Annotated in this window: 13 protein-coding genes, 1 tRNA gene and 1 pseudogene; 9 read left to right on the top strand and 6 right to left on the bottom strand. The window is 74.1% G+C overall.

Annotation, left to right across the window (positions count from 1 at the left end; genetic code table 11):
* The first annotated feature begins 67 nt into the window (after positions 1-67).
* The 3 genes from EBO36_RS00880 (at position 68) to EBO36_RS00870 (ending at position 4,094) form a co-directional block, all read left to right on the top strand.
* On the top strand, positions 68-988 hold the full coding sequence (locus tag EBO36_RS00880; RefSeq protein WP_122822947.1) for a hypothetical protein: 921 nt from the start codon (positions 68-70) through the stop codon (positions 986-988).
* A gap of 130 nt (positions 989-1,118) precedes the next feature.
* Positions 1,119-3,125, top strand: a complete 2,007-nt coding sequence (gene acs, locus EBO36_RS00875; RefSeq protein WP_122822946.1) for an acetate--CoA ligase — start codon at positions 1,119-1,121, stop codon at positions 3,123-3,125.
* A gap of 57 nt (positions 3,126-3,182) precedes the next feature.
* On the top strand, positions 3,183-4,094 hold the full coding sequence (locus EBO36_RS00870) for an alpha/beta fold hydrolase (protein ID WP_122822945.1): 912 nt from the start codon (positions 3,183-3,185) through the stop codon (positions 4,092-4,094).
* Here the strand turns inward: EBO36_RS00870 and nth are convergent.
* Complete coding sequence (gene nth, locus EBO36_RS00865) at positions 4,070-4,771, bottom strand: endonuclease III (protein WP_122822944.1); 702 nt, start codon at positions 4,769-4,771, stop codon at positions 4,070-4,072. The genes EBO36_RS00870 and nth overlap by 25 nt on opposite strands.
* Positions 4,772-4,938: 167 nt before the next feature.
* Here nth and EBO36_RS00860 point away from each other — a divergent pair, with 167 nt between their 5' ends.
* A complete protein-coding gene (locus tag EBO36_RS00860; RefSeq protein ID WP_277602245.1) occupies positions 4,939-5,616 on the top strand; it encodes a Crp/Fnr family transcriptional regulator in 678 nt (225 codons plus the stop codon).
* 116 nt (positions 5,617-5,732) lie between these two features.
* Here EBO36_RS00860 and EBO36_RS00855 read toward each other — a convergent pair whose 3' ends face one another.
* The 3 genes from EBO36_RS00855 to EBO36_RS00845 form a co-directional block, all read right to left on the bottom strand.
* Positions 5,733-6,200, bottom strand: a complete 468-nt coding sequence (locus EBO36_RS00855; RefSeq protein WP_122822943.1) for a RidA family protein — start codon at positions 6,198-6,200, stop codon at positions 5,733-5,735.
* Positions 6,197-6,352 (bottom strand): Sp36 family protein, encoded by a 156-nt coding sequence (gene sp36, locus EBO36_RS00850; protein WP_122822942.1) that lies wholly within the window; start codon positions 6,350-6,352, stop codon positions 6,197-6,199. Before sp36 ends, EBO36_RS00855 begins: the two co-directional genes overlap by 4 nt.
* 68 nt (positions 6,353-6,420) lie before the next feature.
* Complete coding sequence (locus EBO36_RS00845) at positions 6,421-6,759, bottom strand: WhiB family transcriptional regulator (RefSeq protein ID WP_122822941.1); 339 nt, start codon at positions 6,757-6,759, stop codon at positions 6,421-6,423.
* A 435-nt stretch (positions 6,760-7,194) separates the two neighbouring features.
* Between EBO36_RS00845 and EBO36_RS00840 the strand changes: the two genes are divergently transcribed.
* From EBO36_RS00840 to EBO36_RS00830, 3 genes are all read left to right on the top strand, one after another.
* On the top strand, positions 7,195-9,612 hold the full coding sequence (locus tag EBO36_RS00840; RefSeq protein ID WP_122822940.1) for a penicillin-binding protein: 2,418 nt from the start codon (positions 7,195-7,197) through the stop codon (positions 9,610-9,612).
* A complete protein-coding gene (locus EBO36_RS00835) occupies positions 9,609-10,607 on the top strand; it encodes a metallophosphoesterase (RefSeq protein ID WP_122825354.1) in 999 nt (332 codons plus the stop codon). The genes EBO36_RS00840 and EBO36_RS00835 overlap by 4 nt, the downstream gene beginning before the upstream one ends.
* 121 nt (positions 10,608-10,728) lie before the next feature.
* A tRNA-Pro gene (locus tag EBO36_RS00830) sits at positions 10,729-10,805 on the top strand.
* A 75-nt stretch (positions 10,806-10,880) separates the two neighbouring features.
* On the opposite strand, the gene EBO36_RS00825 is transcribed toward EBO36_RS00830, so the two are convergent.
* Both EBO36_RS00825 and EBO36_RS00820 read right to left on the bottom strand, forming a co-directional pair.
* Positions 10,881-12,131 carry an oligosaccharide flippase family protein gene (locus EBO36_RS00825; RefSeq protein ID WP_122822939.1) on the bottom strand — a complete coding sequence of 417 codons (1,251 nt, stop codon included), beginning with the start codon at positions 12,129-12,131 and terminating at the stop codon, positions 10,881-10,883.
* Positions 12,128-12,946, bottom strand: a complete 819-nt coding sequence (locus tag EBO36_RS00820) for a glycosyltransferase family 2 protein (RefSeq protein ID WP_164471260.1) — start codon at positions 12,944-12,946, stop codon at positions 12,128-12,130. The genes EBO36_RS00825 and EBO36_RS00820 overlap by 4 nt, the downstream gene beginning before the upstream one ends.
* Positions 12,947-13,084: 138 nt before the next feature.
* Between EBO36_RS00820 and EBO36_RS00815 the strand changes: the two genes are divergently transcribed.
* A complete protein-coding gene (locus EBO36_RS00815; RefSeq protein WP_122822937.1) occupies positions 13,085-14,479 on the top strand; it encodes an O-antigen ligase family protein in 1,395 nt (464 codons plus the stop codon).
* Positions 14,470-15,783, top strand: a pseudogene (locus tag EBO36_RS00810) (tyrosine-protein kinase domain-containing protein); the annotation flags it as partial. The gene EBO36_RS00815 and the pseudogene EBO36_RS00810, both read left to right, overlap by 10 nt.
* Positions 15,784-15,801: the final 18 nt, after the last annotated feature.

The following is a 15,801-nucleotide window of genomic DNA, read 5'->3' as shown; positions in this document are numbered from 1 at the left end:
GTGCCCGGCGAGCCCCGGGGTCCCCGCCTGGCTACGTTGGGGGGGACCACCGAGACGAGGAGGACCCGTGTCCGCATCTCCGCAGCCCTCCGACGGGGACCGCACGGCCGGTCCCGGTGACGGCGCCCCCGGGCCCGACGAGTCCGCGCCCGCCTACGACGACGCCGCTTCCCGGGACGGCGCCGCCCACGGCAGCTCCGCCGTGGGCGGCCTCACCACCGACGGCCTCACCACCGACGGCCCGGACCGCCCCACCGAGCGCCCCAGCCGGCGGCTCTCCGAGGAGCGCAGCGCCGCCATCCTCATGGGCGACCAGGGCGGCTCGCCCTACCAGAGCGACCCCTACACGACGATCACCCCCGGCGACGACGCCGCACCGGCGCCCAGGGCGGGGGCCGACGACGACCGCTCGCCCGAGGCCCGCGCCCGCGCCGCCGCGCGCGAGGACGACCCGGACACCGACGTCATCCTCGACGGCGCCACCGAGGCCCGCCCGCGCTCGCGCACGGCCGCGCACTTCTGGAGCATCCTCCTCACCCTCGTCCTCCTCCCCGTGGCCTGGTACCTCCTCGCCGACGCCGGCGCCCGCCTCACGCTGCCCGAGGGCAACCCGTGGGACACGGGCACCCTCAACGTCGCGGCGCTCCTCGAGCTCGCGGCCGGCCTCGTCGTCCTCGTCGTCGTGCTCCTCACGGCGCGGTGGTCCTCGGTCGGGGCGTTCGTCAGCGGCGTGCTCGTCCTCCTCCTCGGCCTCGCGTTCGTCGCGGTGCCCGAGCAGACGGCCGACGTGGTGGAGACCGTCAGCGGCCGGCTCGACGGGCTGGGCGACCTGGGCAGCAACGTCACGCACCACCTCGTCGCCACCGGGAGCACCGGCCGGTTCGTCGTCTACGGCGTCGCGCTGATCCTCCTCGGGGTGGTCTCCCACGGCGCCCGCCGCCAGGGCCGCCGCGAGGCGGCACTCCCCGCGCGGAGCCGCCGCGGCTGAGCCCCTCCCCGCGCGCCCCCCGATGAGACGGCCGGACCGTCCTCGGGGGGCGCGCTATCGTCTGAGAGCCGGGGCCACGCCACGTGGCCCGCCGGTGGATGCGCACCAACGACGCTGCCTGGAGGACCCCATGGCTGACCAGCCCGACGACCACTCGACCGCCCCCGGCGGCCTGGAGAACCTCCTCGTCGAGGAGCGCCGCTTTCCGCCGGACCCCGCGTTCGCGGCGCAGGCCAACGCCCAGCCCGAGATGTACGAGCGCGCCGACGCGGACCGCCTCGGGTTCTGGGCCGACCAGGCCCGGTCGCTGCTGTCGTGGTCCACCGAGTTCACCGAGGTCCTCGACTTCTCGCAGGCGCCGCGCGCCCGCTGGTTCGCCGACGGCCGGCTCAACGCCGCCTACAACGCCGTCGACCGCCACGTCGAGGCCGGCCACGGGGACCGCGTCGCGATCCACTGGGAGGGCGAGCAGGGCGAGGTCCGCACCCTCACCTACGCCGACCTCCAGCGGGAGGTCGCCAAGGCGGCCAACACGCTCGGTGACCTCGGCGTCACCACCGGCGACCGCGTCGCCATCTACCTGCCGATGATCCCCGAGGCGGTCATCGCCATGCTCGCCTGCGCGCGCATCGGCGCCCCGCACTCCGTCGTCTTCGGGGGGTTCTCCGCCGAGGCGCTGTACTCGCGCATCGTCGACGCCGAAGCCCGGCTCGTCATCACCGCCGACGGCGGCTACCGCCGCGGGTCGGCGAGCGCGCTCAAGCCGGCCGTCGACGAGGCGCTCACCAAGGGCGAGACCCCCGTCGAGCACGTCCTCGTCGTCCGGCGCACCGGCCAGGAGGTCGGGTGGACGCCGGGCCGCGACGTCTGGTGGCACGAGAGCGTCGACGCGGCGAGCGCCGAGCACGAGCCCGTCCCCGTCGAGGCCGAGCACCCGCTGTTCATCCTCTACACCTCCGGCACGACCGGTCGGCCCAAGGGGATCCTCCACACCACGGGCGGCTACCTCGCACAGGCGGCGTTCACCCACCTCAACGTCTTCGACCTCAAGCCGGAGACCGACGTGTACTGGTGCACGGCCGACGTCGGCTGGGTCACCGGCCACACCTACGTCGCGTACGGCCCGCTCCTCAACGGCGCCACCCAGGTGATGTACGAGGGCACCCCGGACACCCCGCACCGCGGCCGGTGGTGGGAGATCATCGAGAAGTACGGGGTCACCATCCTGTACACGGCGCCGACGGCGATCCGCACCTGCATGAAGTGGGGCGAGGAGCACCCCGCCAAGTACGACCTCAGCTCGCTGCGCGTCCTGGGCTCGGTGGGCGAGCCCATCAACCCCGAGGCGTGGATGTGGTACCGCCGCGTCATCGGCGGCGACCGCGCGCCCGTGGTGGACACGTGGTGGCAGACGGAGACCGGCGCGATCATGATCTCCCCGCTCCCCGGCGTCACCGCCGCCAAGCCGGGATCCGCGCAGACGCCCCTGCCCGGTATCGCCGCGGACGTCGTCGACGAGGCGGGTGAGCCCGTGCCCGACGGCGCCGGCGGCTACCTCGTCCTCGCCGAGCCGTGGCCGGCGATGCTCCGCGGCATCTGGGGCGACGAGCAGCGCTTCCGGGACACCTACTGGTCCCGCTTCCCCGGGAAGTACTTCGCCGGGGACGGGGCGAAGAAGGACGACGACGGCGACATCTGGCTGCTCGGGCGGGTCGACGACGTGATGAACGTCTCCGGCCACCGGCTCTCGACGACGGAGATCGAGTCGGCGCTCGTCTCGCACCCCTCGGTGGCGGAGGCCGCCGTCGTCGGGGCGAGCGACGACACCACCGGCCAGGCCGTCGTCGCCTTCGTCATCCTCCGCGGCGAGGCGGCCGAGAAGGCCGCCGCCGAGGGCGGGGACACCGCGGCCACCGTGGCCGAGCTGCGCGCCCACGTCGCCCGGGAGATCGGCCCCATCGCCAAGCCGCGCTCGATCCTCGTCGTGGCGGAGCTGCCCAAGACCCGGTCCGGGAAGATCATGCGGCGCCTGCTCCGGGACGTCGCCGAGAACCGGACGGTCGGGGACGTGACGACGCTCGCCGACTCCTCGGTGATGAACCTCATCAGTGCCGGCCTGCACACCCCGAAGGCTTAGGCGCCACCAGCCCGGGGCGGGCCACGGCCGGCCCCGGGCACGGTAGTGTCCCCACGCGTGGCCCCAGACCCGAAGAGCGTCGTCCTGCGCGCGGGGCCGTGGGAGCACCGCTTCGTCCCCGCCAACGGGTCCCGGTTCCACGTGGCCCTCGCGGGCCCTCCCAACGGCCAGCACGTCGTCCTCCTCCACGCCTTCCCCCAGCTGTGGTGGGCGTGGCGGCACCAGCTCCTCCCCCTCGCCGAGGCGGGGTACCGGGTTGTGGCCATGGACCTGCGCGGCTTCGGGGGCTCGGACAAGCCCCCGACCGGGCACGGCACCCCCGTGCTCGCCGCGGACGTCGCCGGCGTCGTGCGCTCCCTCGGGGCGAGCCGCGTCGTCGTGGTGGGCCACAGCTTCGGCGGCACGGTGGCCTGGGCGATGCCGGCCTACGAGCCGCGCCTGACCCGCGGCGTCGCCGTCCTCGCCAGCCCCCACCCGGCCGCGATCCTGCGCCGCAACCACGGCGTGCCGTGGCGAACGCGCGCCTTCCTCGCCCGGGCGCAGGTGCCCTGGTTCCCCGAGCGGGCCCTCACCCACGGTGACCTCGTGACCCGCGCGCTCCGCGCCGGTTCCGCGCCGGACCGGGTGCTCGACCCCGACGAGATCGCCGTGTACACGGCCGCGATGCGGCTGCCCTCGGTGGCCCACACCAGCCTCGAGCACATCCGATGGCTGGTGCGCTCCACGCCCCGCCCGGACGGGCGGCGTTTCCTCGACCGGGTCAGCGAGCCCGTCCGGGTGCCCGTGCTCGCGATGCACGGCGCGCAGGACCGGGTCCTGCCGGCCGCCGCCTACACGCGCGACGCGGAGCTCGTCGCGGGGCCGTTGCGGACCGAGCAGCTGGTCGGCGCCGGGCACTTCCTCCCCGAGGAGGCCCCCGAGCAGGTGAGCGCGATCCTCCTCGACTACCTGGCCTCGCTGCCCGCCTGACCGGGACCGGTCCGCACCAGCGCCCGGGCCGCCTCGGGTTCCGTCTCGCCGATGCCGAAGGACGGGCACAGGTCGGCGAGCACGCAGGCGCCGCACGCCGGCCGGCGGGAGTGGCACACCCGCCGCCCGTGGACGATGAGGCGGTGACAGAGCATGGTCCAGCGGGCCGGGTCCGCCTGGGCCGCGATGTCCCGTTCCACCTTGACGGGGTCGTGCTCGACGCTCCACCCGAGTCGCCGGGCGAGCCGCCCGACGTGGGTGTCGACCGTGATGCCGGGGATCCCGAAGGCGTTGCCCAGGACGACGTTGGCGGTCTTGCGCCCCACTCCGGGCAGGGCCTGGAGCTCGGCCATCGTGGCCGGCACCTGCCCGCCGTGCCGGTCCAGCAGCGCCGCACCGATGCCCTGGAGCGCCGCGGCCTTCTGCCGGAAGAACCCCAGCGGGCGCAGGACCGCCTCGAGGTCACCGGTCGCGGCCGAGGCGTACGCCTGCGCGCTCGGGTACCGGACGAAGAGCTCGGGGGTGACCGTGTTCACGCGCACGTCCGTGGTCTGCGCCGACAGGACGGTGGCGACGAGGAGCTCGAGCGGCGTGGTGAAGTCGAGCTCGCAGCGGGCGTCCGGCCAGGCCGTCGCCAGGACGTCGTCGACGACGTCGACGGGCGGCACTCCTCTCACCCGACCACTCTAGGTCGCGCCCCCCGGCGCCGGCAGCCGGCGCGGCCCGCGTGCCCACGAGGCGCGGTCCGAGCGGGGGGGTCGACAGGGGGCGCCGGGGCATCCGCGCCCACGGGGTGGCAATATAGGTATGGATCTGCACAACCGAACGATGAAGGGATGCCACCGTGGAGGACACCGCGATCAGCTCCGTCCCGCTCTTCGCGGCTCTGGACGCCGACGCGCGCCAGGCCCTGCGGGAGTCCATGGAAGAGGTCGTCCTGCGCCGGGGCGAGACCCTCTTCAACGAGGGCGACCCGGGTGACCGGCTCTACCTCGTCGTCGAGGGGAAGGTGAAGCTCGGGCACCGGGCGAGCGACGGGCGGGAGAACCTCCTCGCCGTCCTCGGCCCCGGCGAGCTCCTCGGCGAGCTGACGCTGTTCGACCCGGGCGAGCGGACGGCCACGGCCACGGCCATCGCCCCCACGCGCCTGCTCGAGCTGCAGCACGAGCCGTTCATGGAGCTCATCGACGCCCGACCCGAGCTGGCCAAGCACATGCTCAAGGCCCTGGCCCAGCGCCTGCGCCGGACGAACACCGCCCTCGCCGACCTCGTCTTCTCCGACGTCCCCGGGCGGGTCGCCAAGGCGCTGCTCGACCTCTCCGACCGCTTCGGCGAGCGCACGGGCACGAGCATCCGCGTCCCCCACGACCTCACCCAGGAGGAGCTCGCCCAGCTGGTGGGCGCTTCCCGGGAGACCGTGAACAAGTCGCTCGCCGACTTCGTCGGGCGCGGGTGGATCCGGCTCGAGGGCCGGGCGGTCCACCTCCTCGACGTCGAGCGACTCCAGCGCCGGGCGCGCTGACCGCTCCTGCCACAGCGCCGGTCCTGGACCGGCGCTGCGCCCGGCGTCCACTGGTACGCGGACCGGCGGCCGGCGTCGGGTCGGGCGGGCTTCTGCCCCGTCAGGAGTGCCGCGCGTCAGCGCAGGGCGACGACGAGCTCGACCTCGACCGGGGCACCGAGCGGCAGCTCGCTCACACCGACCGCGCTGCGCGCGTGCACGCCCGCGTCGCCGAAGATCTCCCTGAGGAGGGTCGACGCGCCGTCGACGACCGCGGGCTGGCCCGTGAACCCGGGCGCGCTCGCGACGAAGCCCACGACTTTGACGATGCGGGCGACGGCGTCGAGGCTCCCCACCTCACGGTCGACGGCCGCGAGAGCGTTGAGCGCGGCGATCGCCGCCAGGGCGGCCGCCTCCCCCGGAGCGACGAGGCCGTCGCCCTCGCCGACGTGCCCGGTCACCGGCAGCGCACCGTCGACCATGGGCAGCTGGCCGGCGGTCCACACGAGGTCACCCCAGCGGACGGCGGGCACGTAGGCAGCCACCGGCGGCACCACCGGAGGGAGAGCCAGGCCCAGCTCGTCGAGCCGGTCCTGGATGCTCACTGCTTGGGGCGCTTGAGGTAGGCGACGAGGTTCTGGCCCTGCGGTCCGGGGACCACCTGGACGAGCTCCCAGCCGTCGGCGCCCCACTGGTCGAGGATCGCCTTCGTGCTGTGGATGAGAAGCGGGATGGTCGCGTACTCCCAGGTCACCATGGACCCCATCCTAGGTGCGGGGGCGGGCGACGGTCGCGCCCGCCAGCCGCGCGACGCCGTCGGGCCCGCTAGGCCGGGCGCGTGCGGGTGCGCGAGAGGATCCGCGGGGGACGCTGCGCCCGCAGCTCGGCGATGAGCTCGTCATCGTCCTTGAGCCTCGCGCTCCACGAGGGGACGCCGGGGTAGCGGCGGAGCAGCGCGCGCCGCTCCCGCTCGGTGAGCCCGCCCCACACGCCGAAGGCCACCTGCGAGTCGAGGGCGTCGGCGAGGCACTCCATCCGCACGGTGCAGCCGAAGCACAACGTGCGCGCCATCCGCTGAGCGGCGCCGCGGACGAACAGCTCGTCAGGCTCGATGGAGCTGCAGGCGGCCCGGGCCGCCCACGTCTGGTCGTCACTCACGCTCATCGGTGATCCTTCTCTTCCGTCCGCGGCGTCGTTGCCGTCTCTACGCTGAGCGGAATGTTAGCGCGTCATCAACGTATGTCGATACCCCCCTGACCATTGGCCAGATTACAGTTCGAGCACAGCCCGCCGAAAGCGCCGGTTCTGCCGATAGGCCGCGCCACTACGGCCGAATTACTGGCGTCAGCGCGCCTGCCATGCCGGATCTGCTGACCCACTTCGCGGACCGGGGAGCATGTCGCCGGATCGCTGTGCACAAATGTCGGAGAATGCCGGGTTGGCGTCCACGTTCGCAATTGCGCGCCGAAATTTGCGACAGGTGGGTCGATCTTTGCGGTGCGGTGTCGCGAAACGCCTGCGAGCCCGGCATCACGACCCCGTCCGCCACGCGAATACCGGGGCAGACCGGGTACCACACCTCCGCGTACCCTTAGCACCATGTCTGCCTCCAGCCGCCCGTCCGGGCGCGCCGTCAGCCCGATCCAGCTGGTCGCGCTCTTCGTCGCGTTCCTCCTCATTGCCGGTACCGGCGGCATCCTCACGGCCGGCCTGCTGCTGCCCGCCGTCGGGTCCGTGGGGGCGGTGAGCGCCGCGAGCGTCGACCTCTTCGACGAGCTGCCCAGCGAGCTCACCATCAACGAGCCCTCCGAGCAGAGCGTCATCCTCGACGCCGGCGGCAACCGGCTGGCGACCTTCTACGCCGAGAACCGCATCGTCGTCGGCCTCGACGCGATCTCCCAGCACGTCAAGGACGCCGTCGTGGCGACCGAGGACCGCCGGTTCTACGAGCACCGCGGGGTCGACGCCGAGGGCATGGTCCGGGCGGCGGTCACCAACGCCGTCAGCGACAGCGTCGAGGGCGCCTCGACGCTCACCCAGCAGTACGTGAAGAACGTCCTCATCGAGGAGAGCCGGGTCACGGGCGACCCCGAGCTCTTCGAGCAGGCCACCGAGCGGACCGTCGGACGCAAGCTGCGCGAGGCGCGCATGGCCATCGGCCTGGAGCAGGTGTGGAGCAAGGAGGAGATCCTCGCGGGCTACCTCAACATCGCGCAGTTCGGGCCCTCGCAGTACGGCGTCGAGACCGCGGCGCGCCACTACTTCAACAAGTCGGCAGCGGAGCTGGGGATCGGCGAGTCCGCGCTGCTCGCCGGCATCACCCAGTCGCCCAACAACCTGGACCCGGTGGCCAACCCGGAGAACGCGTTCAACCGCCGCAACGTCGTGCTGCGCCTCATGCGCGACCAGGGCTACATCACCCCCGAGGAGCACGACGCCGCCGTCGCGCAGCCCCTCGCCGAGATGCTCAACGTCCAGAACTCCTCCAACGGCTGCGCGGTGGCGGGCACCGCGGCGTACTTCTGCGAGTACGTCGTCAAGGAGATCCTCAACAACGAGGCCTACGGCGAGGACGTCAGCGCCCGCCGCCAGCTCCTCCTCCGGGGCGGCCTCGAGATCCACACCACGCTCGACCCGGCCAAGCAGCAGGCGGCGTTCGAGTCGGTGACGGGGGCGGTCCCGACCAACGACCCGTCGGGCATCTCCATGGCGCTGTCCTCGGTCGAGCCGGGGACCGGCAAGATCCTCGCGATGGCGCAGAACACCAACTATGGCCAGGCCACGCCGGAGGACCCGCGCGCCACCCTGGTGAACTTCAACGTGGGCACGAGCTACGGCGGTGGCCTGGGCTTCCAGTCCGGCTCCACCTTCAAGGTGTTCACCCTCATCGAGTGGCTCCGCACCGGGCACTCGCTCATGGACCGGGTGGACTCCGACAACCGCCACTTCCCGCGGGAGGTGTGGAACATCTCCTGCGCGCCCGACAAGGCGGACGACTGGGACCCGAAGAACCTCGAGGGGTTCGGCGGTGGCCGGATGACCGTCCTCGAGTCCACCCGGATGTCGGTGAACACCTCCTTCGTCGTCATGGCGAGCCAGCTCGACCTGTGCGCCATCACCGGCGTCGCCGAGGCAATGGGCGTGGAGACGGGCACCGGCGCGCCGCTCGAGCCCATCCCGTCGATGACCCTCGGCGCCAACACCGTCACCCCCCTGTCGATGGCCAACGCCTACGCCACGCTCGCCGCGGGCGGGACGGCGTGCGACCCCGTCGCCATCACCCGCATGGTGAGCCGCGAGGGCGAGGAGATCGCGGTGCCGCCGTCGAACTGCCAGCAGGTCCTCGAGACGGACATCGTCAACGGCGTCAACCACGCCCTCCAGACGGTCACCCAGACCCGCGGCGCCACCGGCGCCCCGGCGAACCTGCCCGGCCGCCCCACCGCCGGCAAGACCGGCACGGCGAACGACGACAAGCACGCCTGGTTCGTCGGCTACATCCCGCAGATGTCCACCGCCGTGTGGATGGGCTACTCGGCGGGCGACCGCGTCATGGGCGACATCACCATCAACGGGCGCTACCACGACCGCGTCTACGGCGGCCTCATCGCGGCCCCGACGTGGAAGGCGTACATGGAGCGCGCGACCGAGGGCATGCCGGTCGTTCCCTTCCCGGAGGCCAACCCGCGCCAGATCGCCGGGGACCGGGTCCCCGACATCGGCGGCCGCAGCCTCGAGGAGGCCCGTCAGACCCTCGAGGCCGCCGGGTACACCGTCCGCATCGGGAACCCCGTGGCCGCGACGTGGCCCTCGGGGACGGCAGCCGGGACACAGCCCGCGGCGGGCAGCCAGGCGAGCCGCGGCGCCACCGTGACGATCTACCCCAGCTCGGGCTCGGCGGCCTCCCGCCAGTCCTCCCCGGCGCGACCCGCCACGCCCAGCCCCAGCCCCAGCCCCAGCCCCGGTGGGGCCGGCGCGGGCGAGGGCAGCCCCGACGACGGCGGGGAGGACAACTGAGCCGGTTAGGCCGGGCGACCGGCGCCGTCGGCCTCGCGGGCCTTGGCGCCCTCGGTTGGGCGGTCCTCGAGACCCGGCTGTTCACCCTGCGCACGGCCACGGTCCCGGTCCTGCCGGCCGGAGCGGCCCCGCTGCGCGTCCTCCACCTCTCCGACCTCCACATGACGCCGGGGCAGCGGCTCAAGCAGGAGTGGGTGCGCTCGCTCGTCGAGCTCGAGCCCGACGTCGTCGTGACGACCGGGGACAACATGGCGCACCCGCACGCCCTGCCCGCGGTGCTCCACGCGCTCGAGCCCCTGCTCGAGCGCCCCGGCGCCTTCGTCCTCGGGTCCAACGACTACTACTCCCCCGTGCCCAAGAACCCGGGCCGGTACTTTCTCGCCGACCCCCGACGCGCGGACGGCGACGACGCCGAGGGCCCGCGGCCGTTGCCCGCGCCCGAGCTCGCGCGGGCGATGCAGGACGCGGGCTGGGCCGACCTCACGAACGCGCGCGCCCGGGTCCGGGCCGGCGGCGTGGAGCTCTCGCTCGTGGGGGTCGACGACCCCCACCTCGACCGTGACCGCTTCCCGGAGCGCGCTGCCGGTGCCCCGCGCCCCGGTGGTCCCGGCGTCGACGCCCCGAACGCCAAGGACGGCAAGGACGGCAAGGACGGCGGAGCCCATCGTCTCCACGTCGGCGTGGCACACGCGCCGTACCGACGCGTCCTCGACCGGATGGTCGCCGATGGGTGCGCCCTCATCCTCGCGGGCCACACCCACGGTGGGCAGCTGCGCGTCCCCGGCTACGGCGCGCTCGTGACGAACTGCGACCTGGACACGCGCCGGGCGCGGGGCCTGCACGGGTGGCCGGCCGCCCGCCCCGACGAGGCCGGCGGTGAGGGTTCCGCCTGGCTCAACGTCTCGGCCGGGCTGGGCACCTCGCCCTACGCCCCGGTGCGCTTCGCCTGCCGTCCGGAGGCCAGCCTGCTCACGCTCGTCGCCGCGGCCGGCTGAGGCCCGGCGCCCTCCGGCGGCCGTCCGGCGGCGCCCTGGGGCCCCTGGAGGCCCTCGAATGCCTGTATCCGCGCCGGTTTCGTTCTGCGCCCCCGGCTCGGCTATCCTAGGCAGGCTCCACCGGGGTGTGGCGCAGCTTGGTAGCGCGCTTCGTTCGGGACGAAGAGGCCGCAGGTTCAAATCCTGTCACCCCGACCACCCAGGGGCCGCAGACCGCAAGGTCTGCGGCCCCTTCGTCGTCCGGCGCCAGGAGACGCCGCCGGGGCGCGACGATCAGGCCGGGAGACGGGGTGCGGGGCCGGAGCCGCCGTTCCTGCGGCCATCGACGCCCGCGGCCGCCAGCGCCACCACCACCCGCACCGCCGTGCCGACGACGAGCACCACGCCCGCCTCGCGCACCCCGAAGCCGTCGGCGCCGAGGACGAGCGCGGCCACCACCATGGCCACCACCGCAAGGACAGCGCCCCACATCTGCTGGCGGTACAGCCCCAGCGCCATGAGGACGAGGCCACTGACCATGAGCAGCGGCGCCTCGGCGATGGTGACGGCGAGCGGCCACAGGTCGCGGCGCGGGAGCGCGAACGCCTCGCCGTAGAGGATCGTGAGCGCCCGGGGGCCGACAGCGACGACCGCCGCCGCCACCATCAGCGCCGCCGCGGTGAGACCGGCCGCGAGCCGTGCCGCCGCCACGAGGACGCCGCGGCGCCCGCCGTCGACGCCGGCGCGGACGACCCCCGGCAGGACGACCGTCTGGACCGCGCTGAGCACCAGGAGAACCAGGGTGACGACGACCAGCGCCGCGGAGAACACCCCGACGCTCGCGCTGCTGCCGACGAGGCCGAGGACGAGCACCGGCAGGTAGGTGAGGAGCGAGGTGAGGACGTCGGTGACGCCGACGGGGGCGGCGGTGCGGACGATCCGCGCGACCTCGCCCCGCCACGGGCCCGGGACCGGACGCGTGTCCGAGCGCCGCAGCCCGGCGACTACGAGGGTGAGCAGCGGGCCGGGCACCGTGGCCCACAGCGCCCACAGGACGTCCCCGTGCAGGAGGACGACGGCGGCTGCGCCGGCCGTGGAGAGGGCGGCGCTGGTTAGGAGCGCGCCGCCCATGCGCACCATGGCCTGCTCGTCCTGCAGGCGCCCGAGGACCATGTCGAGGACGCCGTCGGCGACCTTGAGGACCACCACGGGCAGGGCGAGTGCCGGTGCGGGCCCCCACGGCGTGAGGGCGAGGGCGAGCACGACGACGGCGGCCGCGCCGGAGCCGATCACCCGGATGCCGAGGAACCGCCCGAAGGGCGGCCGGGACGGCCAGGTGACGTAGACGTTGCGCAGACCGAGCTGGAGAAGGAGGAACACCGGCGTGGCGACCGCGAGCGCGTAGGAGTACTCCCCCACCTCCTCCGGCCCTCCCGCCAGAGCGAAGATCCAGACGAGCACCCACTGCGCGGCCGCCCTCCCGAGGACGCCACCCAGGACGAGGACACCGCCGGCCCGCGAGCCGTGACGACCCGCGCCGGTCACCGAGGCCCGCGCAGGCGTCGCACGGCCACCACGACGAGTCGGCGGACGAACTTGACCACCGAGACGGTGGTGGCCACCACGAACAGCACGGCCGACAGGTCTCCGCGGGCGCGCAGGCGACGGTAGACGGTGAGCTCGCCCCTCTCCATCGCCCAGAGGCGCCCGCTGAGCCCGCCCGCCCCGTAGAGGGGCTTGTGGTAGACGGCGAGCGCCTCGTCGGCGAGCAGGACGGGCGCGTCGGCGACGAGGAGACGCAACCACAGGTCCCGGTCCTCGGCGTAGCGCAGGGTGGGGTCGAACCGGGCGGCGACGTCCCGGCGGACCATGACCGCCGGAGTCCCGAACTGGTTGCGCAGGAGGAGGTCCCGCGTCCGCACCCGGCGCACGCGTGGGTGCTGGAGGAGCGGCGCGGGAACCGCGCCCGGCGCCTCACCGTCCGGCGCAACGGTGCCGCCGTGCGCGACGAGGGCCGCCTCCGGCTGGGCGGCGAAGACCGTGAGCTGGCGCTCGAGCTTGCAGGGGTGCCAGGAGTCGTCGGCGTCGAGGAAGGCCACGAAGGGCTGCGTCGCGGCATCCCAGCCAGCGTTGCGGGCCACGCTCGGCCCGCCGTTGCCCGGCAGCTCGAGCAGCCTCACCCGCCGGTGGGTGAGGAGGATGCTGCGCAGCGCCCGCCGCTCGGGAGCACTGCTGCCGTCATCCACCACGACCACCTCGGCGGGCGGGCGGGTCTGCGCCCCTACGCTGTCGAGGGCCCGGCCGATGGTCCCGGACGCGTCGAAGTACGGGATGACCACCGTGACCGGCGCCTCGTCCACCGCACCCTCCCTCACGTCGGCGACAGTCAACCACCCACAGTGCCCCCGAGGGCTGCGCTAGCATCCGGCACATCTGTACGGCGTCGTGCAGGGTGGGCCGGACAGGTGGGCAAGGCACTCATCCGAGGGGCGGGGCGCATGTGGGCTACGAGCCTCGCCGTGGTCGTCTTCGCCACCGTCTCGGCGACCGCGGACCGCGGACCGGCCGCCTTGGGCCTGGCACTCGCCGCGAGCGCCGTCGTCGGCGTGTGGCTGGCACGCACGCAGCGGCTCACCGCGCTCGAGGTAGCCGTGGTCGCCGTGCCCATCTCCTTCTACCCGCCGGTGGCGACCCAGTTCAACGCCTCCCTGGCCGACCCCGTCGTGCTCGTCGCCGTCCTCGCCGCCGCGGTGGGGGGCCGGCGCCGGCCCGCCGGCGTGGACCTCGTCGTGTGCTGGGCGCTGGCCGTGCAGCTCGTCGTGTGGGCATCGCTGGTGTGGCCCCTCCTCACGATGCGGGGCGCCTCCTTGTCGGCCGGCCTTGCCGGGGCGGCCAAGCTCGCCATCATGTCGGCGTACGTGCTCCTCGGCTTCGTCGGCGCCCGGCAGGCCGGGCGCACCGGCGACGGGGGCGCCGACGCCGGGGGGACCCACCTGCGCTTCCTCGACCTGTGGACCCGGACCGCCTCCACCGTCGCCGTCATCGGCATCGCCGGGTCCCTCGCGTACACCGCCGGGATCGACACGGGCCTCAGCTTCGACTTCCGCGCCACGGGCACCTTCGAGGACCCCAACGCATTCGGTGTCTACCTCCTGCTCTCCCTCGGGATCGCCATGGCAGCCGCGTACCGCCGCACGGGCAGGGCGCTGACGTGGCACCTCGTGCCGATGCTCGTGGCGCTGGTGATGACCGGCTCCCGCGCGGCCATCCTCGCCCTGGTCGTCGCCACGGTGGCCACGGCTGTCACCGGGGGCCTGGGCGGGGCGGGGGCCCGCTTCCGGGCGGCGGCGGTGTTCGCCGTCGTCGCGGCCGGTGCCGCGTTCCTCGTCCTCCCGCGCTCACTCACCGCGCCCTCCGTGGAGCGCGCCACCGGCGTCCTCCAGCCCGGCACGGTCGACACCAACCGGCTCGAGCTCTGGTCCAGCGCCGTCGACCTGTGGCAGCACCAGCCGTTCCTCGGCGTGGGCATCGGGCAGTTCCGCGCCGCCTCGGGCACGCTCCTGGCCGCACCCACCGCGTTCGTCCCGCACCACACCTACCTCGGCCTCCTCGCGGAGGTGGGGATCATCGGGGCGCTCGTCATCCTCGCGCTGCCCCTGCTCGCCGGCCTCCGCCTCGTCGCGGCACGCGCTCGCGGTCAGGGCGTCGCGACCTTCCTCCTGTTCTCCATGGTGGCCTTCGCCGTCGAGGCGGTGACGCTGAGCCTGGAGAGCTTCCGGCCGTTCTGGCTGCTCGTGGGCCTCGCGCTCGCCCTCAGCCTCCCGCCCCCCGACGGCTCGTCCCCCGGCACCCGGCACCCCACGACAAGGGCAGGACTACTCGCATGGACCTGAACGCCTACCTCACCCTGCTGGCCCGACGGTGGCGGACGATCCTCGCCGCCACCGCGCTCGGGCTCCTCGCCGCCTTCGGGCTCACGGCTCTCATGACCCCCCAGTACACGGCGGCGACGCGGGTGCACTTCGCGGTCCGCGGCGGGGAGAGCGTCTCCGAGCTGGCCCAGGGGTCGACGTTCACCGAGAGCCAGATGAGCTCCTACGTCGAGGCTGTCCGGTCCGACCTCGTCCTCGAACCGGTGGTGGAGGACCTCGGCCTCGCCGTGGGGACCCGGGCGCTCGCCGAGGTCATCGACGTCACGGCACCCGAGGGCACCATGGTCCTCGAGATCGCCGTGACGGACCCCGACGCGACGCACGCGGCCGAGCTGGCCAACGCCGTCGCGGCGGAGCTGGCGAGGGCCGCCGCGGTGCTGACCCCCGCCCCCTCCGACGGCTCCGAGCCGGTGGTGGCGACGGTGCTCACCCGGGCGTACGTCCCCGACTCGCCCACCTCGCCCCGCTTGGCGGCCATACTCGCCCTCGGGGGCGTCCTCGGGCTCCTCGTCGGCGTCGCCTGGGCGGTGGTGCGCCGGCTCACGGACACGCGCGTGCGCAGCGCCGAGGACGTCGCCGAGCTCACCGACGTCCCCGTCATCGGCACCGTCGCCTTCGAGCAGGCGGCGTCGCGCGCGTTCGTCGACGACGACCCCACGGGCGCGCTCGCCGAGGCCATCCGTCAGCTGCGGACCAACCTCACCTTCGTCCACCGCGGCGACGACGCACGCTCGCTGGTCGTGACCTCCTCGGTGGCCGGCGAGGGCAAGACGGTGACCGCCATCAACCTCGCCATCGCCATGGGCAACGCCGGTGCGCGGGTCATCCTCGTCGACGCCGACCTCCGTCGCCCTGCGGTCGCCTCCTACCTCGGTCTCGAAGGACGCGCCGGGCTCACCACCGTCCTCATCGGTGCCGCGGAGCTCTCGGAGGTCGTCCAGACCTGGCACCGGGGTGCCGTCGACGTCCTGGTCTCCGGCGTCATCCCCCCCAACCCGAGCGAGCTCCTCGGCTCGACGGAGATGACCACGCTCCTGGCGGAGCTCACCGGCGCCTACGACCTCGTCGTGCTCGACAGCCCGCCTGTCCTGCCCGTGACGGACGCGGCAGTGCTGAGCACCCTCGCCGGGGGGACCGTGCTCGTCGCCGGGGCCGACCGTGTCCACCGGGCGCAGCTGCGGGAGTCCCTCGAGACCCTCGTGCGCGTGGGTGCCCGCCTCAGGGGCATCGCGCTCAACAAGGTGAGCGTGAAGAACCGCGGCGGCTACTACGCCTACCAGCCG

The organism is Georgenia faecalis, assembly GCF_003710105.1.
Lineage (GTDB): Bacteria > Actinomycetota > Actinomycetes > Actinomycetales > Actinomycetaceae > Georgenia_A > Georgenia_A faecalis.
The sequence above is the reverse complement of the archived record's forward strand: the minus strand, read 5'-3'. Positions and strand labels throughout refer to the sequence as shown.